This window comes from Janthinobacterium sp. CG3, assembly GCF_000344615.1.
GTDB lineage: Bacteria > Pseudomonadota > Gammaproteobacteria > Burkholderiales > Burkholderiaceae_D > Janthinobacterium.
In genome coordinates this window covers 2,094,867-2,113,687 of the sequence record NZ_KB467824.1, presented here as the reverse complement: position 1 = coordinate 2,113,687, position 18,821 = coordinate 2,094,867, and the positions used below count along the sequence as shown (strand labels likewise).

The window sequence follows — 18,821 nt, the reverse complement described above, 5'->3', positions numbered from 1 at the left end:
GGGCGCCGCCCGGCCGGGGAGGCAGTCGCGGCCGGTTGTTTCAAAAGCGCCGGCACAGGCGCGTTTTCACCATGTCCGGGCGGACGGAATGTTCCGCCGCCGGGGCCCCAATACGTAGGACCATAATAAGGAATTTGGAGATGAAACTGAAACACATCGTCATGTTGACCAGCCTGGCATTCGCCGGCAACGCCTTCGCCACCGACGTCGAAGTGCTGCACTACTGGACTTCCGGCAGCGAAGCCAAATCCGTGGGCCAACTGCAACAGATCGTCAAAGAAGACGGTTTCGGCTGGAAAGACTTCGCCGTGGCCGGCGGCGCGGGCGAAAACGCCGCGACCGCGCTGAAAACCCGCGTCATCTCCGGCAACCCGCCGACCGCCGCCCAACTGAAGGGCCCGTCGATCCAGGAATGGGGCAAGGAAGGCGTGCTGGCCAACATCGACGACGCCGCCGCCGCCGGCAAATGGGACGCCGTGCTGCCGAAAGTGGTCGCCGACATCATGAAATACAAGGGCCACTACGTCGCCGCGCCGGTCAACGTGCATCGCGTCAACTGGATGTGGGCCAATCCCGACGTGCTGAAAAAAGCCGGCGTCGTCGGCGTGCCGGCCACCTGGGACGCGTTCTTCGACGCCGCCGAGAAAATCAAGAAATCCGGCGGTATCGCCATCGCCCACGGCGGCCAGCCTTGGCAGGACGCCACCGTGTTTGAGTCGGTCGCGCTGGGCGTGGGCGGCACCGAGTTCTACAAAAAAGCGCTGATCAAGCTGGACCAGAAAGAACTGACCAGCCCGACCATGGTCAAAGTGTTCGACACCCTGGGCAAGGTCAAGGGCTATATCGACAAGGACGCCGCCGGCCGCGACTGGAACCTGGCGACCGCCATGGTCATCAACGGCAAGGCCGGCTTCCAATTCATGGGCGACTGGGCCAAGGGCGAGTTCTCCAACGCCGGCAAGATCCCGGGCCGCGACTACATCTGCGCCGCCGCGCCTGGCACCGACAAGGCTTACACCTTCAACGTCGACTCGTTCGCCATGTTCACCCAGAAGGACGCCGAAGCCAAGAAGGGCCAGTTCGCGCTGGCCACGGCCATCATGAATCCGAAGTTCCAGGCCATCTTCAACCTCAACAAGGGTTCGATCCCGGTGCGTTCCGGCGTCTCGCGCGCCAAGTTCGACGACTGCGCCATCAAATCGATGGAAGACATGGACGCCACCAACAAGAGCGGCGGCCTGGTGCCATCGTTCGCGCACGGCATGGCCTTGCCTTCGGCGACCCAGGGCGCGGTGGTCGACGTGATCGCCAAGTTCATGAACTCCAACATGAGCTCGAAGGACGCGGTTGCGGCGCTGGCGAAAGCGGCCAAAGTGAAGTAATCCAGGAGCCGTGCATCGGTCCGCCACGGCGGGCCGCGCCGGCAACAGGGCAGGCAGCGCACGGCTGCCGGCCCTTCGTTTGAATCCGCGCCCGCTACCGGCGGGCCGATGCAACGACGTGCTCCGACGGCGCCGCCGCCCCCCCGCGGCGGCGCCTCCCGCTTTTCCTTCTTCATACGGCAGTCCTATGTCCCTACGCAAGCATTTTGACCGATGGATACCGCAACTCGTGCTGGGCCCCACGCTCGTCGCCAGTCTGGTATTCGTCTACGGCTTTATCTTTTTGACCGGTTATATATCCCTGACCGAATCCCGGCTGATGCCGAACTTCGAATTCGCCGGCCTGGTCCAGTACTACGAGCTGTTTGACAACGAACGCTGGTGGACCTCGCTGCAAAACCTGGGCATCTTCGGCACCCTGTTCATCGGCGCCAGCATCGCCATCGGCCTGTTCATGGCGATCCTGCTGGACCAGAAAATCCGCGCCGAAGGCTTCCTGCGCGCCATTTACCTGTACCCGATGGCGCTGTCGTTCATCGTCACCGGTACCGCCTGGAAGTGGATGCTGAACCCCAGCCTGGGCTTGGAAAAGGTCATGCACGACTGGGGCTGGACGTCGTTCACCTTCGACTGGCTGGTCAACTCCGATATGGCGATCTACACCGTCGTCATCGCCGGCGTGTGGCAGTCGTCCGGTTTCGTGATGGCGCTGTTCCTGGCCGGCCTGCGCGGCATCGACGACGAAATCATCAAGGCGGCCCAGGTCGACGGCGCCACCTTGCCGACGATTTACCGGCGCATCGTGATTCCGGCGATGCGTCCGGTGTTCTTCAGCGTGCTGCTGATCCTGTCGCACATCGCCATCAAGAGTTTCGATTTGGTGATCGCGCTGACGGCCGGCGGACCGGGCAATTCGTCGGACGTGCCGGCGATCTTCATGTACCAATTTTCCTTCACCCGCGGCCAGCTCGGCCTGGGTTCGGCGTCGGCCATGATGATGCTGGCCACCATCGTGGCGGTACTGGTGCCGCTGATGTATATGGAAGCGCGCAGCGCAAAGGCGATGAGATGACACACACTAAACCAAGCATCAACCTCGGCCGCGGCGTCATGTACCTGTTGCTGATCCTGTTCGCGGTCTACTACATCGCGCCGCTGTACGTCATGCTGTCGACGTCGTTTAAATCGCTCGACGAGATCCGCAGCGGCAACCTGCTGGCGCTGCCGGTGCTGTGGCAGACCGACTCCTGGGCCAAGGCCTGGTCGTCGGCCTGTACCGGCGTCACCTGCAACGGCATGCAGCCGTTCTTCTGGAACTCGATCAAGATGGTCATTCCGGCCGTGCTGATCTCGACCTTCCTGGGCGCCTTCAACGGCTACGTGTTCGCGCATTGGCGCTTCCGCGGTTCGGAAATGTTGTTCGCCGCCTTGCTGGTGGGTTGCTTCATTCCGTTCCAGGTGGTGATCCTGCCGATGGCGCGCCTGCTTGGCCAGTTCGGCCTGGCCAACACCACCACCGGCCTGGTATTCGTCCACGTGGTCTACGGCACCGCCTTCACCACGCTGTTCTTCCGCAACTACTACATCGGCGTGCCGGAAGAGTTGATCAAGGCCGCGCGCATCGACGGCGCCGGCTTCTTCCTGATCTTCCGCAAGATCGTGCTGCCGATTTCCGGCCCGATCTTCGTCGTCAGCATCATCTGGCAGTTCACCCAGATCTGGAACGACTTCCTGTTTGGCATCGTCTTCGCCTCGGGCGAGTCGCAACCGATCACGGTCGGGCTGAACAACCTGGTCAACACCTCCACCGGCGTGAAGGAATACAACGTCAACATGGCCGCCGCCATCATCGCGGCGCTGCCGACGCTGCTGGTGTACCTGGTCGCCGGTCGTTATTTTGTGCGCGGCCTGACCGCCGGCGCAGTCAAAGGTTAAGGAATACATACATGTCTAGCTTATCGATTCGCAGCATCCGCAAGGTCTATACCAACGGCGTCGAAGTGCTCAAGGGCATCGACATCGAGATCAAGGACGGCCAGTTCCTGATCCTCGTCGGCGGCTCCGGCTCCGGCAAGTCCACCTTGCTCAACATGATCGCCGGCCTGGAAAGCGTCACCTCCGGCCAGATCCTCATCGACGGCAAGGTCGTCAACGACCTGCCGCCGAAGGACCGCGATATCGCCATGGTGTTCCAGTCGTACGCGCTGTACCCGTCGATGACGGTGCGCGAGAACATCGCCTTCGGCCTGGGCGTCAAAAAGGTCCCCAAGGCGGAGCAGGAGGAGATCGTCGCGCGCGTCGCCGAAACCTTGCAGATCACCCATTTGCTGGACCGTCGGCCGGCCCAGTTGTCGGGCGGCCAGCGCCAGCGCGTGGCGATGGGCCGGGCGATCTCGCGCAAGCCGTCGCTGTTCCTGTTCGACGAACCGCTGTCGAACCTGGACGCCAAGCTGCGCGTGGAAATGCGCGCCGAGATCAAGCTGATGCACCAGCGCCTGCATTCGACCATCGTCTACGTCACCCACGACCAGATCGAGGCGATGACGATGGGCGACCTGATCGCCGTGATGAAGGACGGCGTGGTACAGCAACTGGGCACGCCGCAAGACATCTACGACAACCCGGCCAACCTGTTCGTGGCCGGCTTCATCGGCTCGCCGTCGATGAACTTCATCACCTGCCGTCCGGCCATCGACGCCAACGGCGACGTGTTCGTGGCCATTGAAAACGCCGGCCAGAGCGCGCGCCTGAAGCTGCCGTTCGACGCCGCGCTGCTGCGCCCGTTCGCCGGCCGCGACGTCACGCTGGGCATCCGCCCGGAGCAGATCACCGACCTGAGCAGCGCGCACGGCGAAGGCGGCCAGGCCATGTCCTGCCTGGTCGACCTGGTCGAGCCGACCGGCCCGGACACGCTGTTGACGACCAAACTCAACGGTGGCTCCGTGACCTGCCGCGCCCACCCGCGCGAAGCGGTGCAGCCGGGCCAGACGATGACGCTGTCGTTCAACCTGTCGAAGGCGGCGTTGTTCGACCCGAGCAACGGCGAGCGCATCGTCTAAGGCGGGGCGGGGCAGTGCGCGCGGTCTATAATGGACCGTGCGGCGCATGAAAAACCAGCGGCGTAAGTCTGGGGGGTAGACCCCGGTTCTTTGCCCCTGGTTTTTTCTATTGCGGCGGCCCCTATACGCTCAATATAAAAACGATGAAAATACGCCTGTCCACCCTGTCCACCCTGTCCACCCTGTCCGCTATGCTGCTGTGCGCCGGCGCCGCCGCCGCCGCCAACGACTTCCGCTGCTTCACCACGGACGGGCCGGGCAAGCCGATCCGCCTGCAATTCAGCCTCCTTGACACCCCCGCCGACGCCGGCGAAGTGCGCTACGAGCGTGGCAGCGCGCCGATCCGCGTCAAACAAATCAAACGCACGACGCTCGACGAAGTGCCCGGGCGTCCGTCGGAGTTCCAGACCGAATGGCGTGAATTGCCAGCGGGCGGCAAGGGCGGCAAATACGTAATGGACAGCCAGGGTGCGCGCGTCTACGCGTTCCGCTACGTCAAACCGAACGGAAAAACCTTCAGTTTCCGGGAAGATCCCGGCGCGATGGTCGAACGCGGCTGCGACTGGTCCGACAAATAGGCGGCGCGGCGTAAGCCGACAGGCCGGCGGCCCGAAGCGACGCGGCCTGTGTCAACCCTCCAGATTCTCATGGTGGCCGGCCGCGCCGCGCTTCCAGTAGGCGGCGGCGCGGATCGCGCGGCGGTCATGCCCCTTCTCCTCGACCAGTACGCGGCGCAGCGTCGCCATCATGCCGGCTTCGCCGGCGCACCAGGCGTAGCCGTCGCCGGCCGGCAGCGTCAGCGCGCGCACCGCCTCGACCAACTGCTGCGCGCTTTCCACCCACTGCAGCTCCAGCGCGGCGGCGCTGCGCAGGGCGCGCCGGTCGGCCGCGTCGGCCACCTGTAGTAGCACCAGCGCGCGCGCACCGGCCGGCAGTTCTTCCAACCGCCGCGCAATGGCCGGCAGGGCTGTTTCGTCGCCGGCCAGCAGATGCCAGTCGTAGTCGAGCGGGATGATGAACGAGCCGCGCGGCCCGGCGACAACGGCGCGCTGGCCCGGCGCGGCCTGCGCCGCCCAACTGGCGGCGGGGCCGTCGCCGTGCAGCGCGAACTCCAGCGTCAATTCGCCGGCGGCGGCGTCGTAGTGGCGCGGCGTGTAGTCGCGCAGCACCGGCTCGGCGCCGTCGGCTTGCAGGATCAGCTTGATGTGGTCGTCGAAGGACGGGCTGGCGAAGTCGCCCAACGCGGCGCCGCCGAAGGTGACGCTGCGAAAGTGCGGGCTGATCGACGCGACCCGCAGTACCTGCAAGTCGCGGCGTTTGAGGTCGTGGCGCACGCGTTGGACGCGCCCCTGGCCAAGGTCTATACTCATGGATTAACTTTCAATTGGTTGATAATGTCACCTATAATGCGCGAAACAAATGACAATGTCAACCATTCCGGCGAGGCGCAGGAAGAGGGCGTGCTCGACCTGATCCACACCGTCATGCACCAGTACCGTTCGCAGCAGTACCAGGTATTGCGCGACGGCCCGCACGACATCACGCACATGGAAAGCAAGGTGTTGGGTTTTTTCGGACGTCAACCGGGCGCCACCCAAAGCGACCTGGCGCGGCACAGCGGGCGCGACAAGGCGCAACTGGCGCGCCTGATCAAGGGCTTGCGCGACAAGGGGCTGCTCGACGCCGAGCCTGACGAGAGCGACCGGCGCAATGTGCGGCTACGGTTGACGAGCGTCGGTCGCTCGGTGCAGAGCGCGCTGCAACAGCAGGCCACGCTGCTGAACGCCAAGGCGGTGCAGGGGTTGGACGGCGCGCAGCGGCGCCAGTTGATGGCGTTGTTACAGCAGGTTAGGCGCAGCCTCGACGCCGCGGTTTGAACGAGGGTCCGGCCGCGGCGCTTTGCCGCTGCGTTGAATAACGCCGGCGGCCCGCGACCTTAGCCTATCGTCTGGTACCCGAGTTGCGCCGGCCCGCCGTTGCGCGCCGGGCGGCGGGGCGGGGCGGCGAGCGCTTCGCTGGCGTGCAGTCCGCCGTCCAGCGTGAACACGCTGACCACCCGGGCCAGGTTGCCGGCCTGCTCCTGCATCGATTCGGCGGCGGCCGCCGCCTCTTCCACCAGCGCCGCGTTCTGTTGCGTCACCGCGTCCATTTGCGTGATGGCTTCGTTGATCTGCTCGATGCCGGCCTGCTGCTCGTGGCTGGCGGAGCTGATCTCGCCCATGATGTCGCTGACCCGCTGGACGCTGGCGACGATCTCGCCCATGGTGCTGCCGGCCTGGCCGACCAGCTTGGCGCCGGTGTCGACTTTTTCGACCGAATCGCCGATCAACTGCTTGATTTCCTTGGCGGCGGCGGCCGAGCGCTGCGCCAGGTTGCGCACCTCGCTGGCGACGACGGCGAAGCCGCGGCCCTGCTCACCGGCTCTGGCCGCCTCGACCGCCGCGTTCAGCGCCAGGATATTGGTCTGGAAGGCGATGCCGTCGATGACGCCGATGATGTCGACGATCTTGCGCGAGGACGCGTTGATCGAGTCCATCGTTTCGACCACCTTGGCCACCACCGCGCCGCCGCGCAGGGCCACCTCGGTGGCGCAGGCGGCCAGGCCGTTGGCCTGGCGCGCGTTCTCGGCGTTTTGCTTGACGGTGGAGTGGAACTGCTCCATCGACGAGGCGGTTTCCTCCAGCGAACTGGCTTGCTGCTCGGTGCGCGAAGACAGGTCCAGGTTGCCGGTGGCGATCTGGCTCGACGCGGTCACGATGGTGTCGGCGCCGCTGCGCACCTGGCCGACGATATCGTGCAGGCTGGTCGTCATGGCTTTCAGCGCCCGCAGTAACTGGCCGGTTTCGTCCGCCGCGCCGGTGTCGATGTGCACGCTCAAGTCGCCGCCGGCGACGCTTTGCGCGACCTTGACGGCGGCGTTGATCGGCCGCGTGATCGAACGGCTGACCATCCAGGCCAGCGCCGCGCCCAGCGCCAGCGCCGCGGCCGCCAGGGCCAGCATCAGCGCGCGCGCGCCGGCGTAGGAGTCGCGCGCGGCGGCCGCGTCGCGCTGGTTGACGCTTTTTTGCTGGGCCACGCCGTCGTGCAGCAGGTTTTGCCATTGCTGCGTGGCCGGATCGGCCTCCTTGAGCAGCAGTTCGGTGGCGCCCTCGGTGTTGAAGGACTTGGCCAGCTCGATCACCTTGGCGTTGAGCTTGTCGGCCTTCAGCGCCGCCTCCTTGGTGCGCGCGCGCAAGGCCGTGCCGGCGGCGTCGGCCGGCGATTTTTCCAGCGCCGCGAACAGCGCCGCGTATCTGGCGCGCGCCTCCTTGATGCGTTTGTTCTCCTTCATCATCATCTCGTTGTCGGTCAGGATGGCCAGCGTGCGCGAGGTTTCCGCCACCACGTGGACGGCGTCCGACATCTCTTGCAACGCCTCCATCTTGGCGGCGTTGTCGTCGACGATGCCGTCGAGGTGGCCCTGGATGCGGCCCATGCTGCCGATGCCGACCGCGGTCAGCCCCAACATCAAGGCCAGCACCATGGCAAATCCCAGGCCCAGTCGGGTCCCGATGCGAAGGTTGGCGATGTTCATATTGATCCCTTATTTGATCGTGCCGCGGAAAAAAAGCCTGACTCTGACGTCTATAAACGTATAAGCAGTTTTCATGCCACGGAGCAATTTGTCGTTTGCCCCGCACGGTATGCGCGGCCGCCGCGCGTATGCCCCAATATAGTGCATTACGGCATGAAAACGCCGGGCGACAGGCGAAAAAAGCGCCCGCGCCCAAAAAAGGAGCGGGCGCCACGGTCCGGGGTGGGGGGAAGCGGATTAACTCGGCGCATGCCGACGACCAGCGCAATGAGCACTTGGTCGGATTAGCGGAGCGTAATCCGTACTTTTCCAGCAAACAGCAATTTCCAACAACAATTTCGATTTAGGCGCTCGGCCCGTTTCTTGGCGGGGGAGCGGACCCTGCGTATGGTTTTTCGCGTGTAATTACTTCTTGACAAAGAAAAGCCACCCAAGTATGTTATCGATAACAATACATTGGCGTGCAAAAAACCAAGCGCCGACAAGAGGAATCGGCCGGCACCCGTCGGATCAAGTTCCCGGCTTCCTTACCGAAGCGAACGCAGTTCTTTCTGGAGACGAAGATGAAACAACAAAAATTGGCAGCAGTGGTGTCGGCGATGGCTTTCTCGGTGGCGACGATGGGCGCGGCCCGGGCGCAGGACAAATCCGTCGAGGTGGTGCACTGGTGGACTTCCGGCGGCGAGGCGGCCGCCTTGAAGGTGCTCAAGGACGACGTCGTCAAGCGCGGCTTCCACTGGAAGGACAGCGCGGTGGCCGGCGGCGGCGGCGACCAGGCCCGCACCGTGCTGCGCGCCCGCGTCGCCGCCGGCAATCCGCCGGACGCCATGCAGATGCTCGGCTTCACCGTCAACGACTACGCCGAGGAAGGCTTGCTCGGCAACGTAGACGCGGTCGCCGCGAAGGAGGGCTGGGACAAGGTGGTGCCGGCGCCGCTGCAGAAGTTCTCCAAGCAGCAGGGCCATTGGACGGCGGTGCCGGTGAACATCCACCGCACCAACTGGATTTGGGCCAACAAGGCCATTTTCGACGAGCTGAAACTGACGCCGCCGAAAACCTTCGACGAGCTGGTGGCGATGTCCGGCAAAATCCGCAAGGCCGGCTACATTCCGCTGGCGCACGGCGGCCAGTCCTGGCAGGACGCCACCATCTTCGACAGCGCCGTGCTGTCGGCCGGCGGTCCGAAATTCTACAAGCAGGCCTTGATCGACCTCGACCCGAAGGCGCTCGGCAGCAAGACCATGGAAAAGGCGTTCGAGCAGATGCTGAAGCTGCGCGGCATGGTCGACACCAATTTCTCGGGGCGCGACTGGAACCTGGCCACCGCAATGGTCTACCACAAGAAGGCCGCCATGCAGATCATGGGCGACTGGGCCAAGGGCGAGTTCGAAAAGGGGAAGATGAAGGCCAACGTCGACTACCTGTGCTTCCAGTACCCGGGCACCGAGGGGAGCTTCCTTTTCAACGCCGACCAGTTCGGCATCTTCAAGGTCGACGCCAAGCAGGTGGCCGGCCAGGCGGTGTTCGCCAGCGCGGTGATGGACAAGTCCTTCCAGGAGAAATTCAACATCGTCAAAGGCTCGATTCCGGCGCGTCTGGACGTGGCGATGGACAACTTCGACGACTGCGGCAAGAAGTCGATGGTCGACATGAAGCAGGCGTTGAAGGACAACACCATGCTGGGCAGCTTCGCCCACGGCCACGCCATGCCGGACGCGGCCAAGGCGGCGGCGGTCGACGTCGTCACCAAGTTCTTCAATTCGGGCAAGTCGCCGGCCGACGCCACCAAGCAACTGGTGGCGGCCATCGCGAACAGCAAGTAAGCGCCGTCGCAGTGGACGGCGGCGGCTACGCCGCTTCCGTCCCGCTTTTCCCTTTTTTAGATAGGTAAGTCGATGTCTGCATCCTCCTTGAATGCCGCGCCGCGGCGCTCCGCCGCCGAATGGCTGGGGCAACAGCTGCCCAAGCTGGTCCTGGGCCCGAGCGTGTTGGTCACCCTCGTATTCGTCTACGGCTTCATCGCCTGGACCACGGTTTTGTCGTTCACGCTGTCGAAATCCTACGCCCGCCTCGATTGGGCCGGCCTGCTGCAATACACCCGCGTGCTGGGCCACGACCGCTGGCACGTCGCCGTCGACAACCTGATGCTGTTCGGCGTGCTCTACATCGGCATCTGCCTGGCGCTCGGCCTGTTGTTGGCGATCCTGATCGACCAGCGCATCCGCCAGGAGGGCGCGCTGCGCGCCATCTTCCTGTACCCGATGGCGCTGTCCTTCATCGTCACCGGCACCGCCTGGAAATGGATGCTCAACCCCGGCCTGGGCATCGAAAAGTTGGCCCACGACTGGGGTTTCCTGGACTTCCGCTTCGACTGGATCATCCGCGAGGACATGGCCATCTACACCATCGTCATCGCCGGCGTCTGGCAGGCGTCCGGCTTCATCATGGCGATGTTCCTGGCCGGCCTGCGCGGCATCGACCAGGACATGGTCAAGGCCGCCTCGATCGACGGCGCGACGCTGCCGCGCATCTACTGGCGCATCATCATCCCGCAACTGCGCCCGGTGTTTTTGTCCAGCCTGGTGATCCTGTCGCATCTGGCGATCAAGAGCTACGAGCTGGTGGTGGCGCTCACCGGCACCGGTCCCGGCTACGCCACCGAATTGCCGTCGACCTTCATGTACGCCCACACCTTCACCCGCAACCAGCTCGGCATGGGCGCGGCCAGCTCGGTGATGATGCTGCTGACGGTGGCCGCCATCATGGTGCCCTACCTGTATTCCGAGGCGCGCTCCGGCGCCGCCAAGGCCCATTGAAGCAAGGAAGAACGATTATGTCAAAATCGATGTCTACATCGCACGCGGAAAGCCCGCAGATGGTGCAGGGCCGCAGCGGCCGCCTGTCAAGGGTGGTGATTTACGGCCTGCTGCTGTTCATGGCCGCGGTCTACCTGCTGCCGCTGCTCGTCATGCTGCTGACGTCCTTCAAGCCGCTGCCGGAAATCTACGCCGGCAACATCCTCCAGCTGCCGCGGGAATGGACCGGCGCCGCCTGGGCCAAGGCCTGGGGCGAAGCCTGCGTCGGCCTCGAATGCAACGGCATCAAGGGCTACTTCTGGAACTCGACCAAGATGGCCTTCACGGCCGTCGCGCTGTCGACGCTGATCGGCGCCTTCAACGGCTACGTGCTAACCAAGTGGCGCTTCAAAGGCTCGAACCTGCTGTTCGGCCTGATCCTGTTCGGCTGCTTCATCCCGTTCCAGATCGTGCTCATTCCAATGGCCGCCTTCCTCGGCAAGGTCGGCCTGGCCTCGTCCACCGGCGGGCTGGTGTTCGTCCACGTGGTCTACGGCATCTGCTTCACGACCCTGTACTTCCGCAACTACTACATCGCCTTCCCGGACGAACTGGTGAAGGCGGCGATGATCGACGGCGCGCGCTTCTTCACGATCTTCTTCCGTATCCTGCTGCCGTGCTCGGGGCCGATCATCGTCGTCACCGTCATCTGGCAGTTCACCAATATTTGGAACGACTTCCTGTTCGGCGCCTCGTTTACCACCGGCGACACGGCGCCGATCACGGTCGCGCTCAACAACGTCGTCAACACCTCGACCGGCGAGAAGGAATACAACGTCCACATGGCCACCGCCATGATCGCCGCCCTGCCGACGCTGCTCGTATATATCTTCGGCGGCCGCTATTTCGTTCGCGGCCTGATGGCCGGTTCTGTGAAAGGTTAAACCATGTCTTCCCTGCAAATCCTCGATGTATCCAAACAGTACGGCCAGACCGAGATCCTCAAAAAGATCAATATCGACATCGACGACGGCGAGTTCCTGGTGCTGGTCGGCCCTTCCGGCTGCGGCAAGTCGACCCTGCTGAGCATGATCGCCGGCCTGGACACGGTCAGCTCGGGCGACATCCGCATCGGCGCGCAGCGCGTCAACGACCTGCACCCGAGCAAGCGCGACATCGCCATGGTGTTCCAGTCGTACGCGCTGTACCCGAACATGTCGGTCGAGCAGAACATCAGCTTCGGCATGGAGATGCGCGGCGTCCCCAAGGACGAGCGCGCCAAGGCGGTCAAGGAGGTGGCGCGCATGCTGCAAATGGAGTCGCTGCTGTCGCGCCGTCCCGGCCAACTGTCGGGCGGGCAGCGCCAGCGCGTGGCGATGGGGCGCGCGCTGGTGCGCAAGCCGAAGATCTTCCTGTTCGACGAGCCGCTCTCTAACCTCGACGCCAAGCTGCGCGTCGACATGCGCACCGAGATCAAGAAGCTGCACCAGCGCCTGGGCGCGACCATCGTCTACGTCACCCACGACCAGATCGAGGCGATGACGCTGGCCACCCGCATCGCCGTCATGAAGGGCGGCGAGTTGCAGCAGTTGGGCACGCCGGCCGAGGTGTACAACACGCCCAACACGATTTTCGTCGCCACCTTCATCGGCTCGCCGTCGATGAACCTGGTGCCGTCGCGGCTGGAGCGCGACGGCGACGCCGGCGGGCTGGCGCTGCTGGTGGGCGGCGTCGACGGCGCCGCGCCGCTGCGGGTGGCGCTGCCGCCGCAAAGCGCGGCGGTGCAAGCCTACGCCGGGCGCGAGCTGATCGCCGGCCTGCGCCCGGAGGCGATCGGCAACGGCAACCTGGTCAAGAGCGCCAGCACGCGCGAGGTGCGCGCCGTGGTCGAGGTGACCGAGCCGACCGGGCCGGACACGCTGACGCTGCTGCGCCTGGCCGGCCACGAGGTGACGGCGCGGCTGGCGGCCGACGCCGACTACCGCGCCGGCCAGGAGGCCGAATTCATCATCGACCTGGCCAAGCTGGTGCTGTTCGACCGCGACAGCGAACGGCGGATTTGCTGACGGCCAGCCGCCGCGGGGCGGGGGCGTCGTATAATCAGCGCTCATTCGCCAGCGCCGATGTCGGCGCGGCGCAGCGATCGTCGCGCCGCGCGATCACCCGACACTGGAAAAAGGACTGATGGCAGCCGCAAGCAAGCAAACTGAAAGTGGATTGAGCGGCGCGACCGTCTACGACGTGGCGCGGGTGGCCGGCGTGTCGGCGATGACGGTCTCGCGGGTCATCAACGGCCACGCCAACGTCAGCGACGTCACGCGCGCCAAGGTCAACGCGGCGCTGGAGGCGCTGAAGTACCAGCCGAACCTGGCCGCGCGCGCCGCCCGCACCGGCACCTTGCGCATCGGCCTGCTCTATAGCCACCCCAGCGCGTCCTTCCTGAGCGAGTTCCTGGTCGGCGCGATGGACCAGTGCAGCCAGAGCGGCGGCCAGTTGATCCTGGAGCGCTGCGACGGCGTGCAGGGCCAGCAGGCGGCGATCGACAAGCTGATCGCCGCCGGCGCCGACGGCATCCTGGTGCCGCCGCCGCTGTGCGATTCGAAGTCGGCGCTGAAGCGGCTGCACGACATCGGCATGCCGACCGTGGCGGTGGCCACCGCGCGCCCCAGCGCCGGCGTGCCGGCCGTGCGCATCGACGATTACCAGGGGGCGCTGGCGATGACGCGCTACCTGCTGGAACTCGGCCATACCGACATCGGCTTCATCAAGGGCGACCCGAAACACACGCCGGCGCAACTGCGCTACCGGGCCTTCCAGGACGCCATGAAGGATGCCGGCCTGACGGTGGCGGCCGGGCGCGTGGCCCAGGGCTTGTTCACCTACCGTTCCGGTCTGGACGCCGCGCGCCAGTTGCTGGCGGGGGCGCAGCGGCCCAGCGCGATTTTCGCCAGCAACGACGACATGGCCGCCGCCGTGGTGGCGGTGGCCCACGGTTTGCACCTGTCGGTACCGGGCGACCTGACGGTGTGCGGCTTCGACGATACGCCGGTGGCGACCACGGTCTGGCCGGAGCTGACCACGATCCACCAGCCTATCGCCGACATGGCGCGCGCCGCCGTCAGCCTGGTGCTGGAGGACATCCGTCGGCGCCGCGCCGGCGACGCCAAGCTGACCGACCACCATCTGCTTGAATTCACATTGATCGCGCGCGGCTCCTCCGGCGCGCCGCCGGGCACGCACAGCGCCTGATTTTCCCGCGCCGTTTTCGCGGCGCGGCACCCCTCGATCTTTTTTTCGCGCTTGCCCGCGCTTCGGCATTGGCATGTTCGGCTAGCGTGCTATCATTGTTGTTATCGATAACAGTCGATGCCGGACGCGCTGCGCCGTCCAGCCTACGACGCCAACGGGGACCAGCATGCCTGACACGCAAGATCACGCGAAGCACGTCGCAACGAGGCCGCGCGCATGCCGCGGCAAGGCGCGGAGCAGGGCCGCATGAGCCGGCTCTGGCAGCTGGATTGGCGTTTCGGCAGCGCCGACGTGCAGGCGCTAGGCGGCATGCTCGGCCCCCTGCGTTTTCGGCTCGCGGGCGGGCGGGAACTGGACGCGCTGCACGTCGCGCCATGGGCCGGCGAGGCGCGCAGCGGGAGCCTGCCCGGCATTCTGCGGCGCATGCGTGGCGAGTGGCCGTGCGTGCCTTTCGGGCGCGCCGACTATCCCGACGATTTGCCCGGCGGATGGGCGCCGCGCCAGCGGGAGCGCACTTGGTCGCACGGCTACGCCGCGCACCACCCGTGGCAGTGCCTGGAGGCGGGGCCGCTGCGGGTGCGCCTGGCACTCGACTATCCGCCCGGGTCGGACATAGCGCGGGTGGAGCGCACCATCGAGGCCGATCCGCACAGTCCGACGCTCGACATCACGCTCACCGTGCACGCGCGGCGGCGCGCGCGCCTGCCGCTCGGCCTGCATCCGACCTTCCGGCTGCCGGCGGCGCCCGGCCGGGTTCAGCTGATAACGGGGCCGCATGCCGGCGTGTTCAGCTATCCGGTGGCGGCCGGCTCGGTGGCGTCGCGGCTGCTGCCGGATACGCGCTCCGACGCGCTCTCGCGCATGCTTGGGCGTAGCGGCGCGCTGGACCTGAGCCGCCTGCCGCTGGCCGGCGCGGCGGAAGAGCTGGTGCAAATCCGCGGGCTGCGGCGCGGTCCCGGCCAGCCGCCGCTGGCGCTGCATTATCTTGACGAGGAAGTCTGCGTCGGGCTGTGGTGGGACAACGCCGCTTTGCCGGACCTGATGCTGTGGATAAGCAACGGCGGGCGCAGCGAATTTCCGTGGCTGGACCGGCATTTCGCGCTTGGCGCGGAGCCGGTTAACAGCTTGTTCGACCTGGGGCGCGTGGCGCGCGCGCCGCCCGGCCACCCGCTGGCCGACCGGCTCGGCGTGATGTTGGCGCCGCACGAGCCCTGGCGCACCCACTATTGCATCACGGCGTGGCCGGCCACGGTGCCGTTCAGTTAGCGTGTCGTAGGTCGGATTAGCCCATCGGGCGTAACCCGACAATGTTGGCCGAAGCGAGACGCGCTGCTCCGGGCCAACGTTGTCGGGTTACGCCGTTCCGGCTCACCCGACCTACGACAACCGCGCCGGCTTTACGCTACCTGCTTAGAACCAGGTTTCGACCTGCAGCCCGATCGAGGTGCCGCTGGTGGCCTTGCCAAACACCGGCCCCGACTCGTTGGCCGCGTTGACGGCGGCGCTGGCCGCGTCGTTCCAGCGCGCGTGCGTGATAAACGCGCGCAGCTCCGGGCGGTCCCAATATCCCTTGCCGGCCGTCAGCGTCGGCGCGAAGGTGAACTTGGTCAGGCGCTGCGCGGCGCCGCCGGTCGGCGAGGTGACGCGGTCGGTGCCCAGCTCGAACTGCAGCTTGAAGTGGTCCGACAGCGCGTACACCGGGCGCATGCCGAGCGAGGTCCAGGTCGAGGTGCCGCCGGACGCGTTCGATTTGTCGCGCTGCACCAGCGCCACCAGTTCGGCGCTCCAGTTCGCCGTCGGTTGGATCCACAGCGAGTCGAACAGGCGCGTGCGCGTCACGTCCGAGCCGTTCTTGATGTCGCCGGTGGTGCCCATGCGGTCGCAGCACTGGCCGCCCTTGCCGGTGCCGGGGCCGACGCCGTGCTGCAGGCCGATGGTATTGCCGCCGCCGAAGACCTTGTCCTGCTTGTGCAGCAACGTCAGCTGCCAGCCGCCATGGGTGGTGTCGTCCTTGATGTCGGGGCGGATGAAGGAGGTCAGCACTTCCACCGTGCCGTCCTGGTTGGTCGGGATGCCCTGGTACACCAGGTTCTGCCGGATCGCCGACGTGCCGACCTTGTCCTTGTCCTTGAAGAAGCCGTAGCTGAGACGCCCCGGCCCCACCTTGTACTGGTCGATACCCCCGCCGGTGCCGTTCATGTTGACGTATTGCAGATCGAGGAAGTGGATGTCCGGGCGCATGTAGTAGCGCTTGCCGATCCACGCGGTGCCGCCGTTCAGCTCGGGGATGCCCTTGGCCTCGACGTACATTTTCGCCACGCCGATGTCGGAGGCGCTGACGTTCGAACTGCCGGTGTAGGCGTCGAGCATGACGTGGCCGACGAAGCTGACGCCGTTGATCGGCTTGACCATTTCTTTCAGGTATTCGAATTCGCCGTAGGTGTCGCACTCGTTGCCCAGGCGGTAGCGCATGGTGTTGCCGCCCAGGCCGTAGCAGGCTTGCGGGCCGCGGTTGTTCGAGCTGGTGCCGACGCCGGCGCGGAAGTAGCCGTGGTATTCGCCTTCCGCGTCACTGGCCTGGACCTGGCCGAAGGCCAGTACGAGGGTGGTGGCCAGCGAGAGCGATTTCAAAATAGGGTGTTTCATACATCTCCTTCTTCTCTTTATAGTTATGAAAAATTTGTGCCCTTGGGCGGGCACCACGCGTCGAACCGTCGCCGATTCAATTCCTACAATTCTTGCGCTTACCGTCAGGCCGCCAGCGGCTGCTTCGACGACAGCATGTTTCCGGGCTTCTTGCGCCGCAGCGCGCGGCCGCCGGCGTCGAACACGTGGAAGGCTGCGCTGGCCGCCGACACCGTCAGCGCCGCGCCGATGCGCACCAGCTGGTTGCCGTCGCCGCGCAGCACCAGGTCCTGGCCGTTGTGTAGCGTCAGGTAAATGAAGTTGGCCTCGCCCAGGTGCTCGACGATGTTGATGACGCCGGCGAAGCTGGCGCCGTCGCGGCCGTCCTCCCCGACGTGCTCGGCGCGCAGGCCGACCGTGACGGCGTCGCCGATGCGCGCGCCGGCGCTGTCGACGTCGGCGCGCACCTGCTGGCCGCTGGCCAGTTGCACCCGCAGGCCGTCGGCGTCGACGCCGCTCACGGTGCCGGCGAACAGGTTCATCTTCGGCGAGCCGATGAAGCCGGCGACGAACAGGTTGGCCGGCTGCTGGTACAGTTCCAGCGGCGTGCCGGCCTGCTGGATATGGCCCTCGTTCATCACCACGATCTTGTCGCCCAGCGTCATCGCCTCGACCTGGTCGTGCGTCACGTAGACGATGGTGGCGCCGAGCTGGCGGTGCAGCTTGGCGATCTCCAGGCGGGTCTGCACGCGCAGCGCCGCGTCCAGGTTCGACAGCGGTTCGTCGAACAGGAACAGCTTCGGTTCGCGCACGATGGCGCGGCCGATGGCGACGCGCTGGCGCTGGCCGCCGGACAGTTCGCGCGGCAGCCGTTCCAGCAGGTGGTCGATCTTCAGGATGTCGGCGGCGTGCCTGACGCGCGCCGCGATGGCGGCCTTGTTCTCGCCGGCGATCTTCAGGCCGAAGGCCATGTTTTTGTACACCGTCATGTGCGGGTACAGCGCATACGACTGGAACACCATCGCGATGCCGCGCTCGGACGGCGGCAGCTCGTTGACCACCTGGTCGCCGATGGACAGCGTGCCGCCGCTGATCGATTCGAGGCCGCACAGCATGCGCAGCAGGGTCGATTTGCCGCAGCCGGAGGGGCCGACCAGCACGGCGAATTCGCCGTGCGCGATGTCCAGGTCGATCCCTGCCAGCACGTCGTGCTTGCCGTCGTAGGATTTGCGGATTTGTTTCAGACTAACGTTCGCCATATAACACCTCATTGGTTGACCGCGATTATTTGACCGCGCCGGAGGTCAGGCCGCGGATCAGTTGACGGGAAAAAACGACGTACATCAGCAGCACCGGGATCACCGCCAGCGACAGCGCCGCCAGCACCGAATTCCAGTCGGTCACGTACTGCCCGATGAATTGCTGCACGCCCAGCGTGACGGTCTTGGTCTGGTCGGACGGCGCCAGGATCAAGGGGAACCACAGGTCGTTCCAGGCCGGGATCATGGTGAACACGGCGACGGTGGCGATCGCCGGGCGGATCAGCGGCAAAATCACCTGGAAGAAGATCTTGTATTCGCCGACGCCGTCGCAGCGCGCCGCGTCTTTCAGCTCGCGCGGCACCTGGCGCACGAATTCGGACAGGATCATCACCGCCAGCGGCAGGCCCTGCGCCGTGTACACCAGGACCAGCGCCGTCAGCGTGTTGATCAGGTCGAGCTTGACCACCAGTTCCAGGATCGACACGGTGCCCAGGCGGATCGGGATCATGATGCCGATCGCCAGGTACAAGGTCATCCAGCGGCTGGCCGGGAACCGGTACTCGGACAGGGCCCAGGCCGCCATCGCGCCGAACAGCACGATGCACACCAGCGACACCAGCGTGACGACCAGGCTGTTGCCGAAGTAGAGCAGGAAGTTCGAGTTGGCCAGCACCTTGTGGAAGCCGATCAGCGAGAACGTCTCCGGCGTCGGCAGCGCCAGCGGGTTGGCGAAGATCGCCGCGCGGCTCTTGACCGAATTAATCAGGATCAGGAAGATCGGGAACAGGGCGACCAGGGTGTAGCCGCCCAGTAGCGTGTGCACGCCGGCTTTCCCCAGCGGCCGGTAGAGCGATTTTGCAGACTGTTTCATGGCT

At 65.5% G+C, this 18,821-nt stretch carries 17 protein-coding genes; 12 read left to right on the top strand and 5 right to left on the bottom strand.

Annotated elements, in window-relative coordinates; all coding sequences use genetic code 11:
* The first annotated feature begins 140 nt into the window (after positions 1-140).
* The 5 genes from JANGC3_RS0109085 (at position 141) to JANGC3_RS0109065 (ending at position 5,019) form a co-directional block, all read left to right on the top strand.
* On the top strand, positions 141-1,382 hold the full coding sequence (locus tag JANGC3_RS0109085) for an ABC transporter substrate-binding protein (protein WP_017876177.1): 1,242 nt from the start codon (positions 141-143) through the stop codon (positions 1,380-1,382).
* A gap of 187 nt (positions 1,383-1,569) precedes the next feature.
* Complete coding sequence (locus tag JANGC3_RS0109080; protein WP_026132757.1) at positions 1,570-2,454, top strand: carbohydrate ABC transporter permease; 885 nt, start codon at positions 1,570-1,572, stop codon at positions 2,452-2,454.
* Positions 2,451-3,317 (top strand): carbohydrate ABC transporter permease, encoded by an 867-nt coding sequence (locus JANGC3_RS0109075; RefSeq protein ID WP_051068259.1) that lies wholly within the window; start codon positions 2,451-2,453, stop codon positions 3,315-3,317. The genes JANGC3_RS0109080 and JANGC3_RS0109075 overlap by 4 nt, the downstream gene beginning before the upstream one ends.
* Positions 3,318-3,328: 11 nt before the next feature.
* Positions 3,329-4,441 (top strand): ABC transporter ATP-binding protein, encoded by a 1,113-nt coding sequence (locus JANGC3_RS0109070; protein ID WP_017876174.1) that lies wholly within the window; start codon positions 3,329-3,331, stop codon positions 4,439-4,441.
* A gap of 143 nt (positions 4,442-4,584) precedes the next feature.
* Positions 4,585-5,019 (top strand): hypothetical protein, encoded by a 435-nt coding sequence (locus JANGC3_RS0109065; protein WP_017876173.1) that lies wholly within the window; start codon positions 4,585-4,587, stop codon positions 5,017-5,019.
* 51 nt (positions 5,020-5,070) lie between these two features.
* Here JANGC3_RS0109065 and JANGC3_RS0109060 read toward each other — a convergent pair whose 3' ends face one another.
* The gene (locus JANGC3_RS0109060) at positions 5,071-5,811 is read right to left on the bottom strand and encodes a siderophore-interacting protein (RefSeq protein ID WP_017876172.1); all 741 of its coding nucleotides are present in this window, start codon (positions 5,809-5,811) and stop codon (positions 5,071-5,073) included.
* 36 nt (positions 5,812-5,847) lie between these two features.
* Between JANGC3_RS0109060 and JANGC3_RS0109055 the strand changes: the two genes are divergently transcribed.
* Positions 5,848-6,318, top strand: a complete 471-nt coding sequence (locus tag JANGC3_RS0109055; protein WP_017876171.1) for a MarR family winged helix-turn-helix transcriptional regulator — start codon at positions 5,848-5,850, stop codon at positions 6,316-6,318.
* Positions 6,319-6,377: 59 nt separating this feature from the next.
* Here the strand turns inward: JANGC3_RS0109055 and JANGC3_RS0109050 are convergent, their stop codons facing one another.
* Complete coding sequence (locus JANGC3_RS0109050) at positions 6,378-8,015, bottom strand: methyl-accepting chemotaxis protein (RefSeq protein WP_017876170.1); 1,638 nt, start codon at positions 8,013-8,015, stop codon at positions 6,378-6,380.
* A gap of 563 nt (positions 8,016-8,578) precedes the next feature.
* Here JANGC3_RS0109050 and JANGC3_RS0109045 point away from each other — a divergent pair.
* The 6 genes from JANGC3_RS0109045 to JANGC3_RS28900 all read left to right on the top strand — a co-directional run bounded on the left by JANGC3_RS0109045 (position 8,579) and on the right by JANGC3_RS28900 (position 15,325).
* Complete coding sequence (locus JANGC3_RS0109045; protein WP_017876169.1) at positions 8,579-9,838, top strand: ABC transporter substrate-binding protein; 1,260 nt, start codon at positions 8,579-8,581, stop codon at positions 9,836-9,838.
* A gap of 72 nt (positions 9,839-9,910) precedes the next feature.
* On the top strand, positions 9,911-10,831 hold the full coding sequence (locus JANGC3_RS0109040; RefSeq protein ID WP_026132755.1) for a carbohydrate ABC transporter permease: 921 nt from the start codon (positions 9,911-9,913) through the stop codon (positions 10,829-10,831).
* 59 nt (positions 10,832-10,890) lie between these two features.
* Positions 10,891-11,754 (top strand): carbohydrate ABC transporter permease, encoded by an 864-nt coding sequence (locus JANGC3_RS0109035; protein WP_017876167.1) that lies wholly within the window; start codon positions 10,891-10,893, stop codon positions 11,752-11,754.
* A gap of 3 nt (positions 11,755-11,757) precedes the next feature.
* Positions 11,758-12,876, top strand: coding sequence for an ABC transporter ATP-binding protein (locus JANGC3_RS0109030; RefSeq protein ID WP_017876166.1), 1,119 nt, complete (start codon positions 11,758-11,760; stop codon positions 12,874-12,876).
* Positions 12,877-12,994: 118 nt separating this feature from the next.
* Positions 12,995-14,059: a LacI family DNA-binding transcriptional regulator gene (locus JANGC3_RS0109025; protein WP_035787569.1), complete on the top strand. Its 1,065-nt coding sequence runs from the start codon at positions 12,995-12,997 to the stop codon at positions 14,057-14,059.
* Between the two features lie 246 nt (positions 14,060-14,305).
* The gene (locus tag JANGC3_RS28900; protein ID WP_198292012.1) at positions 14,306-15,325 is read left to right on the top strand and encodes a hypothetical protein; all 1,020 of its coding nucleotides are present in this window, start codon (positions 14,306-14,308) and stop codon (positions 15,323-15,325) included.
* A gap of 144 nt (positions 15,326-15,469) precedes the next feature.
* Here JANGC3_RS28900 and JANGC3_RS0109015 read toward each other — a convergent pair whose 3' ends face one another.
* The 3 genes from JANGC3_RS0109015 to JANGC3_RS0109005 form a co-directional block, all read right to left on the bottom strand.
* Positions 15,470-16,705, bottom strand: a complete 1,236-nt coding sequence (locus JANGC3_RS0109015; protein ID WP_017876163.1) for a maltoporin — start codon at positions 16,703-16,705, stop codon at positions 15,470-15,472.
* Between the two features lie 104 nt (positions 16,706-16,809).
* On the bottom strand, positions 16,810-17,943 hold the full coding sequence (locus JANGC3_RS0109010; RefSeq protein ID WP_017876162.1) for an ABC transporter ATP-binding protein: 1,134 nt from the start codon (positions 17,941-17,943) through the stop codon (positions 16,810-16,812).
* Positions 17,944-17,968: 25 nt separating this feature from the next.
* Complete coding sequence (locus JANGC3_RS0109005) at positions 17,969-18,817, bottom strand: carbohydrate ABC transporter permease (RefSeq protein WP_017876161.1); 849 nt, start codon at positions 18,815-18,817, stop codon at positions 17,969-17,971.
* Positions 18,818-18,821 lie beyond the last annotated feature (4 nt).

Excerpts from the sequence above, each read along its gene's own strand:
- JANGC3_RS28900 (WP_198292012.1), top strand. The coding sequence starts at position 14,306 with ATGAGCCGGCTCTGGCAGCTGGATTGGCGTTTCGGCAGCGCCGACGTG.
- JANGC3_RS0109040 (WP_026132755.1), top strand. The coding sequence starts at position 9,911 with ATGTCTGCATCCTCCTTGAATGCCGCGCCGCGGCGCTCCGCCGCCGAA.
- JANGC3_RS0109025 (WP_035787569.1), top strand. The coding sequence starts at position 12,995 with ATGGCAGCCGCAAGCAAGCAAACTGAAAGTGGATTGAGCGGCGCGACC.
- JANGC3_RS0109055 (WP_017876171.1), top strand. The coding sequence starts at position 5,848 with ATGCGCGAAACAAATGACAATGTCAACCATTCCGGCGAGGCGCAGGAA.
- JANGC3_RS0109035 (WP_017876167.1), top strand. The coding sequence starts at position 10,891 with ATGGTGCAGGGCCGCAGCGGCCGCCTGTCAAGGGTGGTGATTTACGGC.
- JANGC3_RS0109030 (WP_017876166.1), top strand. The coding sequence starts at position 11,758 with ATGTCTTCCCTGCAAATCCTCGATGTATCCAAACAGTACGGCCAGACC.
- JANGC3_RS0109060 (WP_017876172.1), bottom strand. The coding sequence starts at position 5,811 with ATGAGTATAGACCTTGGCCAGGGGCGCGTCCAACGCGTGCGCCACGAC.
- JANGC3_RS0109070 (WP_017876174.1), top strand. The coding sequence starts at position 3,329 with ATGTCTAGCTTATCGATTCGCAGCATCCGCAAGGTCTATACCAACGGC.
- JANGC3_RS0109045 (WP_017876169.1), top strand. The coding sequence starts at position 8,579 with ATGAAACAACAAAAATTGGCAGCAGTGGTGTCGGCGATGGCTTTCTCG.
- JANGC3_RS0109075 (WP_051068259.1), top strand. The coding sequence starts at position 2,451 with ATGACACACACTAAACCAAGCATCAACCTCGGCCGCGGCGTCATGTAC.
- JANGC3_RS0109050 (WP_017876170.1), bottom strand. The coding sequence starts at position 8,015 with ATGAACATCGCCAACCTTCGCATCGGGACCCGACTGGGCCTGGGATTT.
- JANGC3_RS0109080 (WP_026132757.1), top strand. The coding sequence starts at position 1,570 with ATGTCCCTACGCAAGCATTTTGACCGATGGATACCGCAACTCGTGCTG.
- JANGC3_RS0109085 (WP_017876177.1), top strand. The coding sequence starts at position 141 with ATGAAACTGAAACACATCGTCATGTTGACCAGCCTGGCATTCGCCGGC.
- JANGC3_RS0109015 (WP_017876163.1), bottom strand. The coding sequence starts at position 16,705 with ATGAAACACCCTATTTTGAAATCGCTCTCGCTGGCCACCACCCTCGTA.
- JANGC3_RS0109005 (WP_017876161.1), bottom strand. The coding sequence starts at position 18,817 with ATGAAACAGTCTGCAAAATCGCTCTACCGGCCGCTGGGGAAAGCCGGC.
- JANGC3_RS0109010 (WP_017876162.1), bottom strand. The coding sequence starts at position 17,943 with ATGGCGAACGTTAGTCTGAAACAAATCCGCAAATCCTACGACGGCAAG.
- JANGC3_RS0109065 (WP_017876173.1), top strand. The coding sequence starts at position 4,585 with ATGAAAATACGCCTGTCCACCCTGTCCACCCTGTCCACCCTGTCCGCT.